Here is a 16569-nt window from a genome sequence, read left to right as displayed (position 1 = left end):
GTGGTACATTATCCCAGCATTGGAGATATGGATTGATCGTCGGATTTCGAGACGGCTGGCTACGGGCATTCTTCGTTGAGGATATTCATTCCCGCCACATTCCGTCCGATCTCGAAAGCCGATTGTTTCGCAAGCTCCAGATGATCGACGATGCAGTGACCGATCTGGATTTGCGCATACCGCCCAGCAATCACTTCGAGAAGCTGCGTGGAAATCTCGAAGGCCTCCACTCAATCCGCGTGAATAACCAATGGCGGCTGATATTCCGATGGGACGGCCGCATAGGCGAAGCGTCGGACATCTATCTCGACGACCATAGCTACAGGTGAGGTGATACATGTTGATGACCACACGGAAGCCGGCAACGGTTGGAGAAATTCTCGCGGAAGAGTTCATGCAGCCGCTCGGTCTGACACAAGCGGCGTTGGCTGAGGCGATGGGTGTTCAGCGCAAGCATGTGAATGAATTGTGCAACGACCGCCGCAACGTGACTGCCGCAACCGCGCTCATTCTGTCGCGAGTGTTTGGCAACAGCCCAGACTTTTGGTTGAACGTCCAACGCCGCAGCGATCTTTGGGCGGTCATGAATTCACCCGACGAACGGGCGCGTATTGACCGCGCCAAGCCGTTGCCGACAGCCGCATAGACAAGATTTGCAGGGCTAGTGCAGCGCCTTCACCAGCGCGCCGACCATCGTCTGCGGGCGGTAGCCATGTTTGGCCGGCGTCAGGCCAAGCCGCACGATCACCAATTGCTCCGACGGAATGATGGCGACCGTCTGTCCGTCATGTCCCTCCATCCAGTAGGTGTCCCTGGGCAAGCCGGCGGCCACGCCGGCGCCGGGATTGCCCTCGTCGCCCGGCGCTTCGATCCACAACTGGCCCTTGCCATATACTTTTGACGCCGGCGCCGGCTCGCGCATCCAGTCGACGAAGCCCACGGGCAGGATCTGGTTGCCGTTCCAGACCCCGCCTTGCAGCAGGAACTGGCCGAAGCGGGCCCAGTCATGCGCCGTGGCGTAGAGATAGGATGAGCCGACGAAGGTGCCCTGCTCGTCGGTTTCGAGCACGGCGCTGTGCATGCCGAGCGGTTCGAACAGTGCCGAGCGCGGCCATGTCAGCGCCTTGGCCTTGTCGCCGATCGCATCCTGCCAGAGGCGTGACAGCATCACCGCCGTACCGCTCGAATAGGAAAACACCTTGCCGACCTCGGCCGCCAGCGGTTTTGATTCGGCATAACCCGCCATGTCGGGTTCGAGATAGAGCATGCGCGTGACATCGGCGACGTCGCCATAGTCCTCGTTGAATTCCAGCCCGCTCGACATCGCCATCATGTCGGCAAGGCTGATCGCTGCGCGGCCGTCCGCCCTCCACGGCGCGAACAGTCCCTTGTTGTCGACCGCCATCTTGCCGTCCTTGACCAGCGTGCCGATGATGGCGGCGTTCACCGTCTTGGTCATCGACCAGCCGAGCAACGGCGTCTTGGCGGAGAAGCCATCGCCATAGCGTTCGGCGACGACGCGGCCGTTCTTGACCACGACCACCGCGCGCATGCCGGGACCGGTCAGCGCCGCGTCGTCCAGCAGCTTGGCAATAACCGGATCCTGTGAGGCGTCGACCCGCTCGCCTTCGGGCCACAGCGTATCCTGGCTGGTTGCCAATGGCTCGGCATGGACCGCCGTGCGCCGCGCCTTGCCGACATCACTGTCGGGAACCGAGGCGCAGCCCAGCCCGTCGCGCGAAACCGCTTCGCTCTTGCCGAGGAAACCGAGCAGCCCGGCCGAGACCGTCCCCCTGTTCTTGTCGACCGAGACTCGCATCAGCCGCAGCAGCGGGTGTCCGGGCGCCTGCACGTCGACGGCAAGCACCTCCTTCGCATCGCGCCCGGCAATGAAGACGTTGGAGCAGACGATCTTGGCCGAATAGCCCGAACCGACACGGATCAGTTCGGGCGGCGCGATATAGAGCCAGGCGAAGACCGCGGCGACCGCCAGCACGATCAGGCCAAGCAGCCATTTGACGATCTTGACCACGAACCGCATCTGTTTCCTCCGAATGCATGTCGCGCAAAAGTGACCGCGGTTTTGCGAGAACGACATGCATAAAAATGAGAAACCTAAAACGCGTCGCGCCAATCCGTTTCAATGCGACGCGCTTTAGGCTTTCGCCCGAACCTTATGTCATCGAATTGCCGCCATTGCTTCCGCAAAATCGGGGTACTTGTCGAGCGCCGTCAACCGATTATCAACCATGATCGGCGATCACATGATGCATGCGCCCAAAAGTGCTCAGCGATTTTGGGACAACGACATGCACGAAAAATGCCGGACGATGCGTGGGGCGATCGTTCGGAGGGGGCCGAACCGGCCATCGATGCACAGACCCATCAGCGACCGGCTGATTCCGGCTTGGAAGTTGTGATGCGCCGTCTTGCGGTTCTTTTCATGCTGACGCTGCTTGGCGCCTGCTCGACCGTCGACGATCTGTCGCCGTCCGCTTCCAGCAGCCCGACGGTCGCGGTGCGCGCGCCGCGCTTCGCCGATTCCAAGCCGCATGAATGGGACAGCGGCGCGCCGTGGAATTATGCCGTCCACGGCACCGATGTTTCCAAGTACCAAACCTCGGTCGACTGGCCGACGGCCAAGTCGAACGGCATTTCCTTCGCCTTCATCAAGGCTACCGAAGGCGGCGACCGCTTCGATGAGTATTTCAACGAGCACTGGGCGCGCACGAAAGCCGCCGGCGTGCCGCGCGCTGCCTATCATTTCTTCTATTTTTGCACCCCGGCCGCCCAGCAGGCACGCTGGTTCATCCAGAACGTGCCCGTCGACCGCTCATCCATGCCTCCCGTCCTCGACATGGAATGGAACCCCAAATCGCCGACCTGCCGACTACGCCCCGACCCTGCCACGGTGCGCAGCGAAATGACCACCTTCCTCGAAATCGTCGAACGGCATTACGGCAAGAAGCCGATCATCTACACCTCGGTCGACTTCTTCGACGACAATCAACTGTCGACCTTCCGCGGCTACCCCTACTGGCTACGCTCAGTCGCCGGCCACCCGCGCGAAAAATATGGCAGCCACCCCTTTACCTTCTGGCAGTACACCGGAACCGGCATCGTTCCCGGCATGACCGGCAAGTCCGACATCAATGTCTTCAACGGCTCGGAAGCTGCATGGAACAAGTGGCTGCGGCAGAACTCCCGTTGACGTCAGTTCAACGGCAGCACCGCATCGACTAAATCACTCCGGGAGAGTTCCCGTTGAACCGGGTTCGACGGCAACGAAGCCATAGGGAATGGTGGCTGCCGCAGAAGAACCGTTGACACCGGGCCTGTCGCCTGCTTTTCGACACAGCCAGCGGTGAAGAGTGCAACCGCCGGTACTTCAGGGCGTTGGGGTTTTAGCCAAGCACGACAATGCCCTCTTCGTTTCGAAAGGAAGCTGATGCGACTGCGTTCTCAAGCCCTCGCGGCGCTATTCCTGTGCGCCACGGCCTTGCCGGCGATGGCGCAGGAATGCGGCGGCGACTTCGAAACCTGGAAACAGGGCGTGGCGGCGGAAGCCAAGGCAGCCGGTGTCGGCGCCGTCGGTCTCGACGCGCTGGAAGATGCCAGGATCGACGACCGGGCTTTGGCACGCGACCGTGCCCAGGGCGTGTTCACGCAGACTTTTGTCCAATTCTCCAACCGCATGATCTCGGCCTATCGGCTGAAGCAAGGTGCGGCGAACATGAAGAAATACGCCGATATCTTCGCGCGCGCCGACCAGCAGTTCGGCGTCCAGGCACCTGTCATCACCGCTTTCTGGGCGCTGGAAACGGATTTTGGCGCGGTGCAAGGCGACTTCCACACACTGAGCGCGCTGGTGACGCTCTCGCACGACTGCCGCCGGCCGCAACTGTTTCGTCAGCAACTGGTGCCGCTCCTGGAACTGATCGATCGCGGCGTGCTGCCGGCCGATGTCACCGGCGCCTGGGCCGGCGAGATCGGGCAGACGCAGATCCTGCCTTCGGACTATCTCGCGCGCGGCGTCGACGGCGACAGCGACGGCAAGATCGACCTGCGGGGCAGCGTGCCCGACGTGATCATGACCACGGCAAACAAAGTGCTGTCGCGCGGCTGGAAGCGCGACGAGCCCTGGATCCAGGAAGTGCGCGTACCCGACGAGATGCCGTGGGACCAGACCGGGCGCACCAACAAATTGCCGCTGACGCAGTGGGCTGAATGGGGCGTCACCAATCGCGACGGCTCGCCGCTGGTTGACAAGGGCCTGAAGGCCGGCCTGGCGCTGCCCATGGGGCGCAAGGGGCCAGCCTTCCTGACCTACGAGAATTTCGACGTCTATCTCGAATGGAACCAGTCCTTCACCTACGCCCTGACCGCGGCCAACCTCGCCGCGCGGCTGGCCGGCGCACCGCCGCTTGACCCGCGCGCTCCGGAACCCGGCCTCAACAACGACCAGATGAAAGAGCTGCAGACCAAGCTCGAAGCCCGAGGCTACGATGTCGGCACCGTCGACGGCATTCTCGGCACCAACACCCGCGAAGCGATCCGCAAGGAACAGATGCGATTGGGATTGCCGGTGGATGGCTGGCCGACACCGGAGCTGTTGGGGAAATTGTAGCGCTGTAGGTTAGGGCAAGGGGAAACGAACCCGAAAGCAGTGATTGCCACCACCCCTTACTGCCTTACTGCCTTACTGCCTTACTGTCTTACTGCCTTACTGCCTTACTGCCTTACTCCCCTAATCCGCCATCGTCTCCAGACTGGCAAATCCCTGCGGCGCGTCGCCTTCGTCGAACGGTGTCGTCACCTCGACGAACGTATCGGGATAAAAGCCGTTGAAGCGGGTCCGCAGCGACAGCGAGTAGGCGCCGATATGGCCGATCTCGATCCAGTCGCCGGTGTCCACAGTCTCCGGAAGCCAGAATGGCCTGGACAGGATGTCGACGGAATCGCAGGTGGCGCCGCAGACCTTGAACGGCACGATGTTCTTTTCATCGCCGTTGCGGGTCCTGATCGCCGGATCGGGAATGAAACGGGCCGGCAGCGTGATCTTGCCGGTCCATGAATCCGACAGCGACGCCCAGATGCCGTCATTGATGTAGAGCCGCTTGCCCTTGCGCAACAGCACGCGCACGATCAGCGACAGGCAGCGCGCCACGATCACCCTGCCCGGCTCGGCCACCAGCGGTATCTGGTCGAACTGATATTCCTTCAGGTCGCCCGACAGCCGCGACATGATCTGGCCGAGCGACGGCATCTCGACCTGCTTGCGGTTGGGATCGTGGCCGTATTCGGCTGGAAAGCCGCCGCCGACGTCGAGCCCGGCGAGGTCGAACGTCAGGCGGTTGCGCACCCAGTCGGCCGAGGCCAGCGCCCGCTCATAGGTGTCGGGATCCTCGATCTGGCTGCCGACATGGAAACACAGGCCGACCTTGTAGCCGGTGCGGTTCAGCCGTTCCGCGAGTTCCACGGCATAGGCCGGCCCGGCGCCGAATTTCTTCGACAATTCATAGGCCGCGTGGCCCTTTGTCTGCACCCGAACGAATACGCTGACCCCGCCCGGATCGATATCCAGCGCCCGAACCACCCGGGTCAACTTGGTGATCTCGTCCTCATGGTCGAGCGAGATGACGCGGATGCCGTATTTCTCCAGCGCCAGCTTGATATCCGACTGCGCCTTGACCGGGTGCATGTAGAGCATCTCGGCATCGGCGGAGACGGCGCGCACGGCGGCGAACTCGCCGGGCGAAGCGACGTCGAAGGCGGTGACGCCGGCCTCCACCAAGGTTTTCAGCACGATCTGCTCGCCATTGGTCTTGACCGCATAGGCGGTCTTGCCGGGGAACATGCCCATGAACTGCCGGGCGTCGGCCTTCAGCACCTGCGGGCGGAAGCAATAGACCGGTTCGTCGGGACGAAGGGCCAGGGCCGCCTCGCCGGCATTCTCGAATCGCTGCATTGACGAATCCTCGACTTCAGCCTGCGCACAATTAATCCAAGCTAGCGGCTAATGAAAACAATTCTGTGTCTCGTGCCGCTCACGCCGCGGCGCTAGTTTTTAGCGACGTTGTCAGCCATCAGGTTTCGGGTGGCCCTTGTCGCCGGACCGGATATGCCTGTGTCTGACCGGCTGGCATTCGGGCCGGCATGTCGGTCATCGGGGGGGGGACATGGGCATGGCAATAGCCGCGACTTCAACGCCACGCGGACCGATGACGCTCACCGACTGGGGGCAGTTGCTGCTGCTCGGCGCTATATGGGGTGGCTCGTTCTTCTTCGCCCGCATCGCGGTGGCGGAGCTTCACCCGCTGGTACTGGTGCTGTTTCGCGTCGCCATCGCCGCGATCGCGCTGCGGCTCTACCTGGCCATTCGCGGCCCTTCCTTCCGTCTCGCCTTTCCCCATGCCGGCCTGTTCTTCCTGCTGGCCTTCACCAACAATGTCGTCCCCTTCTCGTTGATCTTCGCGGGCCAGACCCAACTTGGCGCCGGCGTCGCCTCGGTGCTCAACGCGACCACGCCGTTCTGGACACTGATCCTCGCCAACGCGCTGACATCGGACGAAAAGCTATCCTGGAACAAGCTCGCCGGCATTGGGCTCGGCGTCGCCGGCACCGCGGTGATGATCGGCCCCGGCCTGCTCGCCGGGCTTGGCGGCCCTGTCTGGGCGAAATTCGCGTTGATCGGCGCGTCTTTGTCCTATGGCATCGCGCTGATGGTCGCCCGCCGCTTCAAGGGCGTGCCCTCGCCGGTCATCGCCACCGGACAGCTGACCGCTTCGACCATCATCATGATTCCGGTCGTGCTGCTGGCGCACGGCACCGCCGGCCTGTTCTCGGCCTCACCGCCTGTCTGGGCGGCGGTGCTGGCGCTGGCGCTGCTCTCCACCGCTTTTGCCTATATCCTCTATTTCAACCTCGTCGCCTCGGCCGGCGCCACCAACGCCTCGCTGGTCACGCTCATCGTGCCGGCCAGCGCCATGCTGCTTGGTTTTCTTTTCCTCGGAGAACGGCTCGAACTGTTCGAGATCGGCGGCGTGGTGCTGATCGGGCTCGGTCTTCTCACAATTGACGGGCGCGTCCTTGCAAGGCGGTAGACTGAACCGCATTGACGCGAGAGTCGAAGTCGGGTTTCGCGGTGGTAGCGCTGCCATGACACAGGATCGACATGCCGTCGCCATAATTTATTCACAGGTCCGAAGCGGGTTTTTGCCGAGAAGTTTCAACGGCTAACGGCAGAAATCGGGTCGCAATCTTCACAATCACGTCGCAATGCAGCACATTTTCCGCTTGCCTGTGGCACAAATGAACCTAGACTCCCAAGCATAGCTCTTTAAGAGGAGGCTATGTCATGGGACTTACGAGGCCAATCAACGCATTGATGATTTGTGCTGCGTTCGCTTTCATCGGCGCCCTCATTATGGGCGTCCTTCCCTGAACCCGCCAACACGGGGAAGACCAGCACCAGATAGTCTAAGCAATTCGAAAGGCCGGGTTTTTACCCGGCCTTTTGCCTTTCTGGCTAACCCTTACGCTGCGGCCGAGCCTGCCACCTCCGCCTCGTGCGAGCGGATGCCGATCATGTGGCAGATGGCAAAGACAAGGTCGGCGCGGTTCATCGTGTAGAAGTGGAAGTCGCCCACGCCGCGCTCGACCAGGTCCAGCACCTGCTCGGCGGCGACGGCCGAAGCCACCAGCGCATGCGTCTGCGGGTCGTTCTGCAGGCCCTCGAAGCGCTCGGCCAGCCATGCCGGCACCAGCGCGCCGCAGCGCGCCGAGAAATTGGCGACCTGGGTGAAATTGTGCACCGGCAGGATGCCCGGCACGATCGGGATGTAGATGCCGGCGCGGCGCGCCCGCTCGACATAGCGCTCATAAAGATCATTATCGAAGAAGAACTGGGTGATTGCCCGCGTCGCGCCATTGTCGACCTTGCGCTTCAGCATGTCGATGTCGGTGGCGAAATCGGGGCTTTCAGGATGCTTCTCCGGATAGGCCGAGACCGAAATGTCGAAATCGCCGGCATCTTTCAGAGCGCCGACCAGGTCGGCACCGTTGGCATAGCCCTCCGGATGCGGACGGTAGGCTGTGCCGACGCCGGCGGCCGGGTCGCCGCGCAAGGCAACGAAGCGCTTCACGCCCATATCGGCGAATTCCTGGATTACCGCGTCGACCTCATGGCGGGCGGCGTCGACGCAGGTCATGTGCGCGGCCGGCGTCAGGCTGGTTTCGTTCAGGATGCGGCTGATGGTGCGCGCCGTGCGTTCACGCGTCGAGCCGCCGGCGCCATAGGTCACTGAGACGAATTTCGGCTTCAACGGCTCCAGCCGGGTGACCGTGTCCCATAGCCGTGCCTCCATCTCATCGGTCTTGGGCGGGAAGAATTCGAAGGAAACCTTGACCTTGTCGCCAATGTCGGGGCGGCGGGAAAAGCGGAACTGGTTCATCAGGCGATTTCCCCTATCGAGTTTACTTTGGTCTGCTCACTGGCCGGATCGGCGATCAAAAGCCGCCGGTCGCGGCCAAGCCAGAGTTTTACCGTGAGCCTTGCCTCGTTGCCGCCGCGCGGCTCGAATTCCTGGGCATCCTCGAGGTCGAGGCCGGCCTCGGCGAACCACTCGCTGATCTGCCGGTCGGAAAAGCCGAGCCTGACATGAGCATGCTCGTCGCGCAGGAATTCCAGCGCGTGCGGTGCGAAGTCGACGATGACCAGCCGGCCGGCCGGGCGCAAAAGCCGCGCCGCCTCGTGGATGGCGCGGGCCGGATCGTCGAGATAGTGCAGCACCTGGTGGATGGTGACGAGATCGAAGGCATCGCGCTCGACTGGCGGCGAGAATATATCGCCCTGCCGCACCTGCGCGTTCGAAACGCCGGCCTTGTCGAGATTGGCGCGCGCCACGGTCAGCATTTCGCGCGACATGTCGATGCCGACGCCGCGCCGGTAGAGCGGCGAGAATATCTCGAGCAGCCGCCCGGTGCCGGTGCCGAGGTCGAGCATCGACTGGAACGGCCGCTTGCCGACCAGCTTCAGCATCGCCGCCTCGACGGCACGGTCCGGTACATGCAGTGAACGGATATGGTCCCAGCTTGCCGCGTTCACCGAAAAATACTCCGTCGCCCGGTCCTGCCGCTTGCGCTTGACCGAGGCTAGGCGCTCGAGATCGCGCTCGACCTGGGGATCGGCACCGCGAATGCTGGAAACCAGCCCCATGACGAAGTCACGCGCGGAATCGGCATCCGACAGGCGGAAGAAGGCCCACGACCCCTCCTGGTAACGGCCGATCAGCCCAGCCTCGAGCAAAAGCTTCAGGTGCCGCGAGACACGCGGCTGCGACTGGCCGAGAATTTCGGTGAGGTCGGAAACAGTGAGGTCGCCGCGCGACAACAATGCCAATATGCGCAGACGGCTGGATTCGGCCGCCGCCTTCAGCGTATCCACCATGGTGTCGAGCGAGACATGCATCAGCGTATTCTCATTTCAGTGCGTTCACTTTGAAAAAGATATAAACATATGTTTATGTCGGTTTTGACAGCCTTGCAAGCGCTATGTCGTTTCCGGACCAGAAAATGCCGCATGCGTGATTTTCCGGTGCGTGCCGCCCCAAAATGTGGTGCGGTCGGTTGATGACAGACACCAAACAAGAGATGGGCAGAATGAGCGGGCTACGCGAAATGTTCGAGGCACGCGAAGGCGAGCAGAGGCTGGAACACGATCCGGCAAAGATGACGGCGGATGCCGGCGTCGTCTTCATCGGCCGCATCGCTTCGCCTTGGGTGACGCGCGAGAGCTGCCCGAAAAACATGCGCGAGGCCCGCGAGACCGGGCAACCGGCGGTGCTGACCATCGACGCGCCCTATCGCGAAGGCTTGCGCGGTCTGGAGCGCGCCAGCCATGTCGTCATCCTGTCTTGGCTGCATCACGCGCCGCGGAATCTGATTGTGCAGAAACCCCGCCATGCGGCTGAAGCCAAAGGCGTATTCGGCCTGCGCTCCCCTGCCCGGCCGAACCCGGTCGGCCTTCATGTGGCCAGGCTCGTGGGGCTGGACCTCGCCACTGGACGCATCGACATTGACGCCATCGACGTGCTCGACGGCACGCCGGTCATCGACATCAAGCCTTACTTTGCCTCGACCGATGCCATTGCCGAGGCGACCGTCGCGGGGCGCGAAGAGCCCAGGCAGGTTCGACAATGACGGCGCCAACCGGCCGCCGCCGCGCCATCGCCAAGGCGCTGACAGCTCTTTTGCCGCTGGCGCCCTATGCCGACATGGAAAAGATCCGTGCTGATGCCGGCGCGGTGCATATGAAGACCTTGCCGCCGACGATCGCGGTGTGGCTGGCAACAATCGCCCATATCCGTCACATGCACACCGACTACGAAAAGCTGCTGGCCGAGGGCTATGACCGCGACTCGGCGCGCTTCTTCGTCATCGAGCAGACCAACACCGTCCTCACCCGCTGGCGCGCGACACGTCTGCTCGACGCAGACGACGAGGAAGAATAAGACGCTACTGCCGCGTCAGCACGGCGATGGCATTATAGGGCTGGCCGTCGGCCTGGCCGACCCAGGTCCACGACAGATTTCCCTTGAAGAACCGGACGGTGATATCGCCACCATCGATGCACTTGTCCTGGCCGTAGGTGATGGTCTCGTGGAATTCGGCCAACGTCTCGTCCCTGGACGTCTGCGACAGCGACCCGCCGCAGCCAAGTGAGGGATAATCGATCGACGCGCCGTCATCCCTGATCGTCATCGTGATCGACCAGTCGGCGCCGGCATCACCCGCCGGGCTCTGGTGGCCTCTGCCAACCCAGGTGCCGGCCAGGGACGGTGCCGGCACATTCACCGCGCAAGGCACGTTCTGGAAGATCGGCGTCAATTCGCTGCCGGTCTTCTCGCAGCGATAGGTCTGGCCGTTCTGGCAGAGTTCGTCGCCCTCCTTGGTGCACAGCGTGCCGGCTTCGCCCGCGGTGGCGAAGATCATCATGGCTACGATGACGGTCCCAAACCTGCCCATGTCCCCTCCCGCTCCGAGCCGTCCGATCATAAGGCAACTCCAATCCAATGTATCGGCCGGATCGTGGAGGACGAATGGCACCTCTCGGGTGGCTCTACATCTTCTGTCCAGCACCGATAGCCTGCTGGTCCGCTCTGTGCGCGAGGAGGCTGCGATGGACCAGACGACGGCACCAAAGGCTTCAAAGCCGCTGCCTGCGGTCGGCGACCGCCACGTCGACCCGCATTCCTATCCCGACGGCATCGCCTTCCTCGACGGCCAGTATCTGCCGATGTCGCAAGCCAAGGTGTCGGTGCTGGATTGGGGGTTCCTGCATTCCGACGCCACCTACGACACGGTGCATGTCTGGGACGGACGCTTCTTCCGCCTCGATCTGCATCTCGACCGCTTCTTCGGCGGGCTGGAAAGGCTGCGCATGACCATCCCGTTCGACAGGGATGGCGTGGCCGAGATCCTGCACAATTGCGTGGCGCTTTCGGGTCATCGCGCCGCCTATGTCGAGATGCTGTGCACGCGCGGCGCCTCGCCGACCTTCAGCCGCGATCCGCGCCAGGCGATCAACCGCTTCATGGCCTTCGCCGTCCCCTTCGGCTCGGTCGCCAATGCCGAGCAGCTGCGGCGCGGCCTGCATGTCGCCATCAGCGACAAGGTGCGCATTCCGCCGGCTTCGATCGACCCGTCGATCAAGAACTACCACTGGCTCGACCTCGTGCGCGGTCTGTACGACGCCTATGACGGCGGCGCCGAAACCGCTCTCATCCTCGACTTCAACGGCAATGTCGCCGAGGGCCCGGGCTTCAACGTCTTCTGCGTCAAGGATGGCAGGCTGTCGACGCCGGCCATCGGCGTCCTGCCCGGCATCACAAGGCGCACCGTCTTCGATCTTTGCGCCGAAGAAGGTCTCGTCGCCGCCGCCACCGATGTCAGCGTTGCCGCGCTCAAGGCGGCCGACGAGGTCTTCATCACCTCGACCGCCGGCGGCATCATGCCGGTGACGCGGATCGATGGCGCGGCGATCGCCGACGGCAAGGTCGGGCCGATCACCGGCCGGCTGATGGCGCTCTATTGGCAAAAGCACGACGACCCGGCTTGGTCGTCTCGGGTGAACTACCCCTGATCAAAGGGCCATCTTGTTCAAAAGATTTCCCCTCGCCTCTGGAAAATCAGGCGATGGACCGTATATGCCTGAAAGCGGAGAAGCCTCCGCTTTCACCCAAAATCACGCCCGCAGGGGCAAGGATCCCACATCATGACATCAAAGGTTTGGTTCATCACCGGATCGTCGAAGGGCTTTGGCCGTGTCTGGGCCGAGGCCGCATTGGCGCGCGGCGACCGCGTTGCCGCAACCGCCCGTGACGCCGGCACGCTCGCCGATCTGGTCGAAAAATATGGCGACAACATCGCCGCGATAAAGCTCGACGTCACCGACAAGAAAGCCGTCGATGCCGCGATAGCCGAGGCACACAAGCGCTTCGGCCGGCTAGACGTCGTCATCAACAATGCCGGCTACGGCCATTTCGGCGCCATCGAGGAAGTCAGCGAACAGGAAGCCCGCGACCAGATCGAAACCAATGTGTTCGGTGCGCTCTGGGTCACCCAGGCCGCCCTGCCGATCATGCGGGCGCAGCGGTCCGGCCACATCATCCAGATCTCGTCGATCGGCGGCGTCAATGCCTTTGCCTCGCTCGGCCTGTACCACGCCTCGAAATGGGCGCTGGAAGCCTTCAGCCAGTCGCTGAGTATCGAGGTCGCGGAATTCGGCATCCATGTCACGCTGGTCGAGCCCGGCGGCTTCTCCACCGACTGGTCCGGCGCCTCCGCCAAGGTCTCCAAGCCGATCGAGGCCTATGCGCCGGCCCGCGCCAAGATGGCGGAGCGCCGCGCCAATTCGGTCGCCGGCGATCCCGAGGCCACCGGCCCGGCAATTCTGGCCATTGTCGACGCAGCCGAGCCGCCGCTGCGCGTCTTCTTCGGCGATGGCGGCCTGCCGATGATCCGCCAGGAATACGCCAACCGCCTCGCCACCTGGGACAAGTGGGACCACGTGTCCGTCATGGCGCAAGGCGCGAAGAAGAACCGCAAGGGCTGAGCCCCGGCGCTAATGCTACTCCGCCGCTAGGGCGGCGTAGCCTTTCGGCCACGATGCGAACGCGCGGCTAGGCCTGATAAATCCACTGCTCCGGCACCCGCGCCGAAATCTCTTCGCCGGACCTGATCGTTCCCGGTTTCTCGACCCAGGCAACGACGCCACGCAGCCGCTTCGCCATCTTGGGGAACAACAGCGCGCCGGCCTCGATGTCGGCCATTCCCGCATTTTCAGCGATCGATCGGCCGGCGATGCGGCAAGGTCCGTTCTGGGCGTCGACCTTGAGGGTCACGCCGTTCTTGAAGAACAGCAGCGTGCCGGCGGGCAGCATCGACAAACGCGGCACGCCTTCTATGACCAGATTGGCGCCGATCCATTCCGGCTTGATTTGGGCCAAGCCCATCCGCTCGGCGACTATGGCCAGTTCGTCCGCTGCGACGATCGACAGCTGCCGCTCGTTGCGCATTTCGGTGCCTCGCGGATACCAGGGTTCGCGCCCGCCCGAGCGCCGTGTCGGCCCGGCGTGGAAATCGCCTGAAATGCCGTCGAAAACCAGCCGCAATTCGTCCACCGGACGCGTCTGGAAATGATCCGCCGGCGCGACATAGAGCGCCGCCGCGCGGGCCGGAAGCTTCTTTGTCGGGATGATTTCAACCGGCTTCTCGGCCTCGGGAAAGAGATCCAGCATGGCGTTCCGTCCTTGAATCACGCTTGCCATTTTTGCCCTTCGGCAGGCATGGCCGCAAGAGCGGTTAGGGCCAAAAGTCGCAACTCTTCTGCGGAGGCGCCGTCCCGCGCCTGGATCGACATGCCATTCATGACGCCGGCAATGTATTTGGCGAGGTTCTCGACGGAGAGCTCTTCCGGTAGCTCGCCCGCCGCCCTGCCCTTGGCCAGCCGGTCCGCGATCGCCGCTTCACTTGCCTTGCGATAGGCCCTGAGTTCATCGGCAATGGCTTGCGCCTGCGGCGAGGCCGCCAGCGCGCCGCTGACGAAAAGGCAGCCACCCGGTTTGCCGGGCCTGGAATAGGCATCCGCCGCCCCCAGCAGCAACCGCGATATCGCCTCCCGCACCGGCACCTGTGCGCTGAGCGCGTCCAGCGCAAAGCCGATCTCGGTCTCGTGGTAGCGCGTCAGCGCCTTGCGGAACAAAGTCTCCTTGTCAGTGAAGGCATTGTAGATCTGCGGCGGCGTAAGCCCCATCGCCTCGCGCAGCATGGCCAGCGACGTCGCCTCATAGCCATGCTCCCAGAACAGATGCATCGCCGCATCCAGTGCCCGGTCGGGGTCGAACGCGCGCGGCCGGCCGCCCCTAGCCTTCTCCAAATTATCCATAGCGATCGATACGAAACCTGTTGACTTGCTCGTTTTACATAACGTAACAATTGATACGAAACATGGCAAGCCAGAAGCACCGGCTCATGCAACCAGAGGACAGGAGAGCCCAAATGCCAATCACCGTGACCGCCCCCGAAGGCGTACTGACAGAGGCCGGAGAGCGCGAAATCCTGCCGCGCCTCAGCGCGGCGCTCATAGAAGCCTCCGGCGCGTCAGGCAATTCCTTCTTCAGCGCGATTGTCGGCGGACCGGTCCACATCCTGCCGCCGCGCCACATCTATGCCGGCGGTGCCAACCGGCCGGTCGTCATGGTCGAGTTGAAATTGCCCAATATCGGCCTCGGCTCGATCGAAGCCCGCAAAGCCTTCATCGCCACCGCAGCCGCAATTGTCGCGGAGCTCTGCGTGCCCGGGCATAAGGCCGAAAATACCTGGATCAACATCGTCAACGCGCCAGACGGCGGCTGGGGTATCGGTGACAGGCAATATACCGGCGATGCGCTCGTCGCAGCCGCCATGGCCGCGCATTAGGATGCGGCTCTCCCCTTCGCTGTTCTTCACCACCAATTGCGAGCCGGCGCTGGCCTTCTACGAACAGTGCGGCCTTGGCCTGAAAACAATCCTTCTGCGCTGGGGCGACAACGACATGCCGGTGCGAACCGAAGCCATGCGCGGAAAAGTGCTGCATGCGCGGTTCGAGGGCTCGGGCGTCTTGTTCCATGCCTCCGACAATGACGATGCCGAGCCGATGAAGGGCTCCGCCATGATGCTGGAATTTGATGACCTGACGGCCATGCGGGAGGTTTTCTCCAGCATGGCCGTCGGCGGCCGCATCACCGTGCCTTTGGCGAGGCGATATTGGGGGACCGACTTCGGCATGCTTGTCGATGCCTTTGGCGTGCAGTGGATGTTCTCGGGCGCGTGAAAACGCCGATCACGATCATCTTACCGGAACAGCCGCCGGTTCCTGATACCGCCGCATTGCTGCCGCGTTGCACCCGCTTCATGGTGATCCGGACAGTCGGCGGAGGTCCTAATGCGACCGGGGACGGCAATCACGCTGCTTTGGTTGATCTGGGCGGTGAGCTGGGCCGCCGCCGCTTTGTGGGCCGACCCTGCCCTGAAGCGCGTCGGATTCAAAGCGGAGGCCCGCTACAGGGTTCTTTGGTTGGCGGGTGCGATCCTGTTGTTCATTCCAGCGCATGGCTATGAGGGCCGGCTCAGGCTGTGGATGCCTAATCTCGCCGAAGCCTGGATCTGCGTCGCCCTAATTGCCGTCGGCATTGCCATTGCCTGGTGGGCGCGGCTGCATCTCGGCAGGCTTTGGTCCGGTACGGTCACCGCCAAGGCCGATCACCATGTCGTCGACACCGGTCCTTACGGCCTCGTCCGCCACCCGATCTACACCGGACTGCTGCTCGCCATCCTCGCCACCATGGCGGCCAAGGGCACGGTATGGGGCATTGCGGGCACCGTGCTGCTCATCATCGGCATCGTCGTCAAGGCAAGGCTCGAGGAGAGCTTCCTGCGTGGCGAACTCGGCAGCACCTACGACGATTATGCCGGGCGAGTGCCGATGCTGATCCCCTTCACACCAGCCTGACCGGCAAGATGCGGCGAACGCCAGCTCAGCTCGATTTCGCCGCCACGCTGCCTCGCCAAAGATGGTCTGCAGCATCGTCGATCTGGACCCAATCATGTTTCGACTGCTCGAAAATCGACCTGACGGGAGGCGGGTATTTCGGGTCGGCCAGCGCGCCGACGGCCACGCCGATCATCGACGGCAGCCTGTCGGCCTTCCAATAAACCGTCGAGCCGCAGTCTGGGCAAAAGTAGCTGTGCACCTTGCCGCCGCTTGCCGCGTCGCGGGTGAATTCTTTCGGCGTTCCAGAGATGACTACAGCGTCGGCCGGATAAAACGCGCCGACGCCGAAGGGCGCTCCGGTTCGGCGCTGGCAGTCAAAACAATGGCAGGCGACAACCAGTCTTGATGGTCCTGGAAGCGTCAGCGTGAGAGCGCCGCAACTGCATCGGGCATCAACCATTGGAAAGCTCTCCTTTCTCAAACGAAGGCGCGTTGGTTCAAGCTGAGCCCTCGACACGGCTGTGCAGGGGTCAGGT

The 16569-nt window shown here is 63.0% G+C and carries 20 protein-coding genes; 12 read left to right on the top strand and 8 right to left on the bottom strand.

Annotation, left to right across the window (positions count from 1 at the left end; all coding sequences use genetic code 11):
• The first annotated feature begins 32 nt into the window (after nucleotides 1-32).
• Both A3AU_RS0100835 and A3AU_RS0100830 read left to right on the top strand, forming a co-directional pair.
• Nucleotides 33-329 (top strand): type II toxin-antitoxin system RelE/ParE family toxin, encoded by a 297-nt coding sequence (locus A3AU_RS0100835; protein WP_027051086.1) that lies wholly within the window; start codon nucleotides 33-35, stop codon nucleotides 327-329.
• 8 nt (nucleotides 330-337) lie between these two features.
• Nucleotides 338-646 (top strand): HigA family addiction module antitoxin, encoded by a 309-nt coding sequence (locus A3AU_RS0100830; protein ID WP_027051085.1) that lies wholly within the window; start codon nucleotides 338-340, stop codon nucleotides 644-646.
• 15 nt (nucleotides 647-661) lie between these two features.
• On the opposite strand, the gene A3AU_RS0100825 is transcribed toward A3AU_RS0100830, so the two are convergent.
• A complete protein-coding gene (locus tag A3AU_RS0100825; protein WP_027051084.1) occupies nucleotides 662-2041 on the bottom strand; it encodes a serine hydrolase domain-containing protein in 1380 nt (459 codons plus the stop codon).
• 378 nt (nucleotides 2042-2419) lie between these two features.
• Between A3AU_RS0100825 and A3AU_RS0100820 the strand changes: the two genes are divergently transcribed.
• Both A3AU_RS0100820 and A3AU_RS0100815 read left to right on the top strand, forming a co-directional pair.
• Nucleotides 2420-3211, top strand: a complete 792-nt coding sequence (locus A3AU_RS0100820; RefSeq protein WP_027051083.1) for a glycoside hydrolase family 25 protein — start codon at nucleotides 2420-2422, stop codon at nucleotides 3209-3211.
• A gap of 237 nt (nucleotides 3212-3448) precedes the next feature.
• A complete protein-coding gene (locus A3AU_RS0100815) occupies nucleotides 3449-4627 on the top strand; it encodes a lytic murein transglycosylase (RefSeq protein WP_027051082.1) in 1179 nt (392 codons plus the stop codon).
• Nucleotides 4628-4747: 120 nt separating this feature from the next.
• Here the strand turns inward: A3AU_RS0100815 and A3AU_RS0100810 are convergent, their stop codons facing one another.
• Nucleotides 4748-5968, bottom strand: coding sequence for an alanine racemase (locus A3AU_RS0100810; protein ID WP_027051081.1), 1221 nt, complete (start codon nucleotides 5966-5968; stop codon nucleotides 4748-4750).
• A 217-nt stretch (nucleotides 5969-6185) separates the two neighbouring features.
• Here A3AU_RS0100810 and A3AU_RS0100805 point away from each other — a divergent pair, with 217 nt between their 5' ends.
• Nucleotides 6186-7103, top strand: coding sequence for a DMT family transporter (locus tag A3AU_RS0100805; protein WP_027051080.1), 918 nt, complete (start codon nucleotides 6186-6188; stop codon nucleotides 7101-7103).
• Nucleotides 7104-7535: 432 nt separating this feature from the next.
• Here the strand turns inward: A3AU_RS0100805 and metF are convergent, their stop codons facing one another.
• Together metF and A3AU_RS0100795 are read right to left on the bottom strand one after the other, a co-directional pair.
• Nucleotides 7536-8453: a methylenetetrahydrofolate reductase [NAD(P)H] gene (gene metF, locus A3AU_RS0100800; RefSeq protein ID WP_027051079.1), complete on the bottom strand. Its 918-nt coding sequence runs from the start codon at nucleotides 8451-8453 to the stop codon at nucleotides 7536-7538.
• Nucleotides 8453-9469 (bottom strand): ArsR/SmtB family transcription factor, encoded by a 1017-nt coding sequence (locus A3AU_RS0100795; protein ID WP_027051078.1) that lies wholly within the window; start codon nucleotides 9467-9469, stop codon nucleotides 8453-8455. The genes metF and A3AU_RS0100795 overlap by 1 nt, the downstream gene beginning before the upstream one ends.
• 191 nt (nucleotides 9470-9660) lie before the next feature.
• Here A3AU_RS0100795 and tsaA point away from each other — a divergent pair, with 191 nt between their 5' ends.
• Entirely contained in the window at nucleotides 9661-10200 is a 540-nt protein-coding gene (gene tsaA, locus A3AU_RS0100790; protein WP_027051077.1) for a tRNA (N6-threonylcarbamoyladenosine(37)-N6)-methyltransferase TrmO, read from the top strand.
• Complete coding sequence (locus A3AU_RS0100785) at nucleotides 10197-10511, top strand: DUF2293 domain-containing protein (protein WP_027051076.1); 315 nt, start codon at nucleotides 10197-10199, stop codon at nucleotides 10509-10511. Before tsaA ends, A3AU_RS0100785 begins: the two co-directional genes overlap by 4 nt.
• Before the next feature lie 4 nt (nucleotides 10512-10515).
• Here the strand turns inward: A3AU_RS0100785 and A3AU_RS0100780 are convergent, their stop codons facing one another.
• A complete protein-coding gene (locus tag A3AU_RS0100780) occupies nucleotides 10516-11025 on the bottom strand; it encodes a hypothetical protein (protein WP_027051075.1) in 510 nt (169 codons plus the stop codon).
• 154 nt (nucleotides 11026-11179) lie between these two features.
• Here A3AU_RS0100780 and A3AU_RS0100775 point away from each other — a divergent pair, with 154 nt between their 5' ends.
• Both A3AU_RS0100775 and A3AU_RS0100770 read left to right on the top strand, forming a co-directional pair.
• Nucleotides 11180-12142, top strand: a complete 963-nt coding sequence (locus A3AU_RS0100775; RefSeq protein WP_027051074.1) for a D-amino acid aminotransferase — start codon at nucleotides 11180-11182, stop codon at nucleotides 12140-12142.
• A gap of 132 nt (nucleotides 12143-12274) precedes the next feature.
• Nucleotides 12275-13114: an SDR family oxidoreductase gene (locus tag A3AU_RS0100770; protein WP_027051073.1), complete on the top strand. Its 840-nt coding sequence runs from the start codon at nucleotides 12275-12277 to the stop codon at nucleotides 13112-13114.
• 67 nt (nucleotides 13115-13181) lie between these two features.
• Here A3AU_RS0100770 and A3AU_RS0100765 read toward each other — a convergent pair whose 3' ends face one another.
• Both A3AU_RS0100765 and A3AU_RS0100760 read right to left on the bottom strand, forming a co-directional pair.
• Nucleotides 13182-13799, bottom strand: a complete 618-nt coding sequence (locus A3AU_RS0100765; protein ID WP_027051072.1) for an MOSC domain-containing protein — start codon at nucleotides 13797-13799, stop codon at nucleotides 13182-13184.
• Between the two features lie 17 nt (nucleotides 13800-13816).
• Nucleotides 13817-14446, bottom strand: a complete 630-nt coding sequence (locus tag A3AU_RS0100760; protein ID WP_027051071.1) for a TetR/AcrR family transcriptional regulator — start codon at nucleotides 14444-14446, stop codon at nucleotides 13817-13819.
• 113 nt (nucleotides 14447-14559) lie between these two features.
• On the opposite strand from A3AU_RS0100760, the gene A3AU_RS0100755 reads away from it, so the two are divergent.
• The 3 genes from A3AU_RS0100755 (at nucleotide 14560) to A3AU_RS0100745 (ending at nucleotide 16051) form a co-directional block, all read left to right on the top strand.
• Entirely contained in the window at nucleotides 14560-14979 is a 420-nt protein-coding gene (locus tag A3AU_RS0100755; protein WP_027051070.1) for a tautomerase family protein, read from the top strand.
• A gap of 1 nt (nucleotide 14980) precedes the next feature.
• A complete protein-coding gene (locus A3AU_RS0100750; protein ID WP_027051069.1) occupies nucleotides 14981-15373 on the top strand; it encodes a VOC family protein in 393 nt (130 codons plus the stop codon).
• Nucleotides 15374-15484: 111 nt separating this feature from the next.
• Nucleotides 15485-16051, top strand: a complete 567-nt coding sequence (locus A3AU_RS0100745; RefSeq protein WP_027051068.1) for a methyltransferase family protein — start codon at nucleotides 15485-15487, stop codon at nucleotides 16049-16051.
• Between the two features lie 25 nt (nucleotides 16052-16076).
• Here A3AU_RS0100745 and A3AU_RS0100740 read toward each other — a convergent pair whose 3' ends face one another.
• A complete protein-coding gene (locus tag A3AU_RS0100740) occupies nucleotides 16077-16493 on the bottom strand; it encodes a GFA family protein (protein WP_027051067.1) in 417 nt (138 codons plus the stop codon).
• Between the last annotated feature and the right edge of the window lie 76 nt (nucleotides 16494-16569).

Origin of the sequence: Mesorhizobium erdmanii USDA 3471, assembly GCF_000472705.1 — a bacterium.
GTDB classification, from domain to species: Bacteria; Pseudomonadota; Alphaproteobacteria; order Rhizobiales; family Rhizobiaceae; genus Mesorhizobium; species Mesorhizobium erdmanii.
The sequence above is the reverse complement of the archived record's forward strand: the minus strand, read 5'-3'. Positions and strand labels throughout refer to the sequence as shown.

Excerpts from the sequence above, each read along its gene's own strand:
- A3AU_RS0100830 (WP_027051085.1), top strand. The coding sequence starts at position 338 with ATGTTGATGACCACACGGAAGCCGGCAACGGTTGGAGAAATTCTCGCG.
- A3AU_RS0100825 (WP_027051084.1), bottom strand. The coding sequence starts at position 2,041 with ATGCGGTTCGTGGTCAAGATCGTCAAATGGCTGCTTGGCCTGATCGTG.
- A3AU_RS0100820 (WP_027051083.1), top strand. The coding sequence starts at position 2,420 with ATGCGCCGTCTTGCGGTTCTTTTCATGCTGACGCTGCTTGGCGCCTGC.
- A3AU_RS0100815 (WP_027051082.1), top strand. The coding sequence starts at position 3,449 with ATGCGACTGCGTTCTCAAGCCCTCGCGGCGCTATTCCTGTGCGCCACG.
- A3AU_RS0100810 (WP_027051081.1), bottom strand. The coding sequence starts at position 5,968 with ATGCAGCGATTCGAGAATGCCGGCGAGGCGGCCCTGGCCCTTCGTCCC.
- A3AU_RS0100805 (WP_027051080.1), top strand. The coding sequence starts at position 6,186 with ATGGCAATAGCCGCGACTTCAACGCCACGCGGACCGATGACGCTCACC.
- metF (WP_027051079.1), bottom strand. The coding sequence starts at position 8,453 with ATGAACCAGTTCCGCTTTTCCCGCCGCCCCGACATTGGCGACAAGGTC.
- A3AU_RS0100795 (WP_027051078.1), bottom strand. The coding sequence starts at position 9,469 with ATGCATGTCTCGCTCGACACCATGGTGGATACGCTGAAGGCGGCGGCC.
- tsaA (WP_027051077.1), top strand. The coding sequence starts at position 9,661 with ATGAGCGGGCTACGCGAAATGTTCGAGGCACGCGAAGGCGAGCAGAGG.
- A3AU_RS0100785 (WP_027051076.1), top strand. The coding sequence starts at position 10,197 with ATGACGGCGCCAACCGGCCGCCGCCGCGCCATCGCCAAGGCGCTGACA.
- A3AU_RS0100780 (WP_027051075.1), bottom strand. The coding sequence starts at position 11,025 with ATGGGCAGGTTTGGGACCGTCATCGTAGCCATGATGATCTTCGCCACC.
- A3AU_RS0100775 (WP_027051074.1), top strand. The coding sequence starts at position 11,180 with ATGGACCAGACGACGGCACCAAAGGCTTCAAAGCCGCTGCCTGCGGTC.
- A3AU_RS0100770 (WP_027051073.1), top strand. The coding sequence starts at position 12,275 with ATGACATCAAAGGTTTGGTTCATCACCGGATCGTCGAAGGGCTTTGGC.
- A3AU_RS0100765 (WP_027051072.1), bottom strand. The coding sequence starts at position 13,799 with ATGCTGGATCTCTTTCCCGAGGCCGAGAAGCCGGTTGAAATCATCCCG.
- A3AU_RS0100760 (WP_027051071.1), bottom strand. The coding sequence starts at position 14,446 with ATGGATAATTTGGAGAAGGCTAGGGGCGGCCGGCCGCGCGCGTTCGAC.
- A3AU_RS0100755 (WP_027051070.1), top strand. The coding sequence starts at position 14,560 with ATGCCAATCACCGTGACCGCCCCCGAAGGCGTACTGACAGAGGCCGGA.
- A3AU_RS0100750 (WP_027051069.1), top strand. The coding sequence starts at position 14,981 with ATGCGGCTCTCCCCTTCGCTGTTCTTCACCACCAATTGCGAGCCGGCG.
- A3AU_RS0100745 (WP_027051068.1), top strand. The coding sequence starts at position 15,485 with ATGCGACCGGGGACGGCAATCACGCTGCTTTGGTTGATCTGGGCGGTG.
- A3AU_RS0100740 (WP_027051067.1), bottom strand. The coding sequence starts at position 16,493 with ATGGTTGATGCCCGATGCAGTTGCGGCGCTCTCACGCTGACGCTTCCA.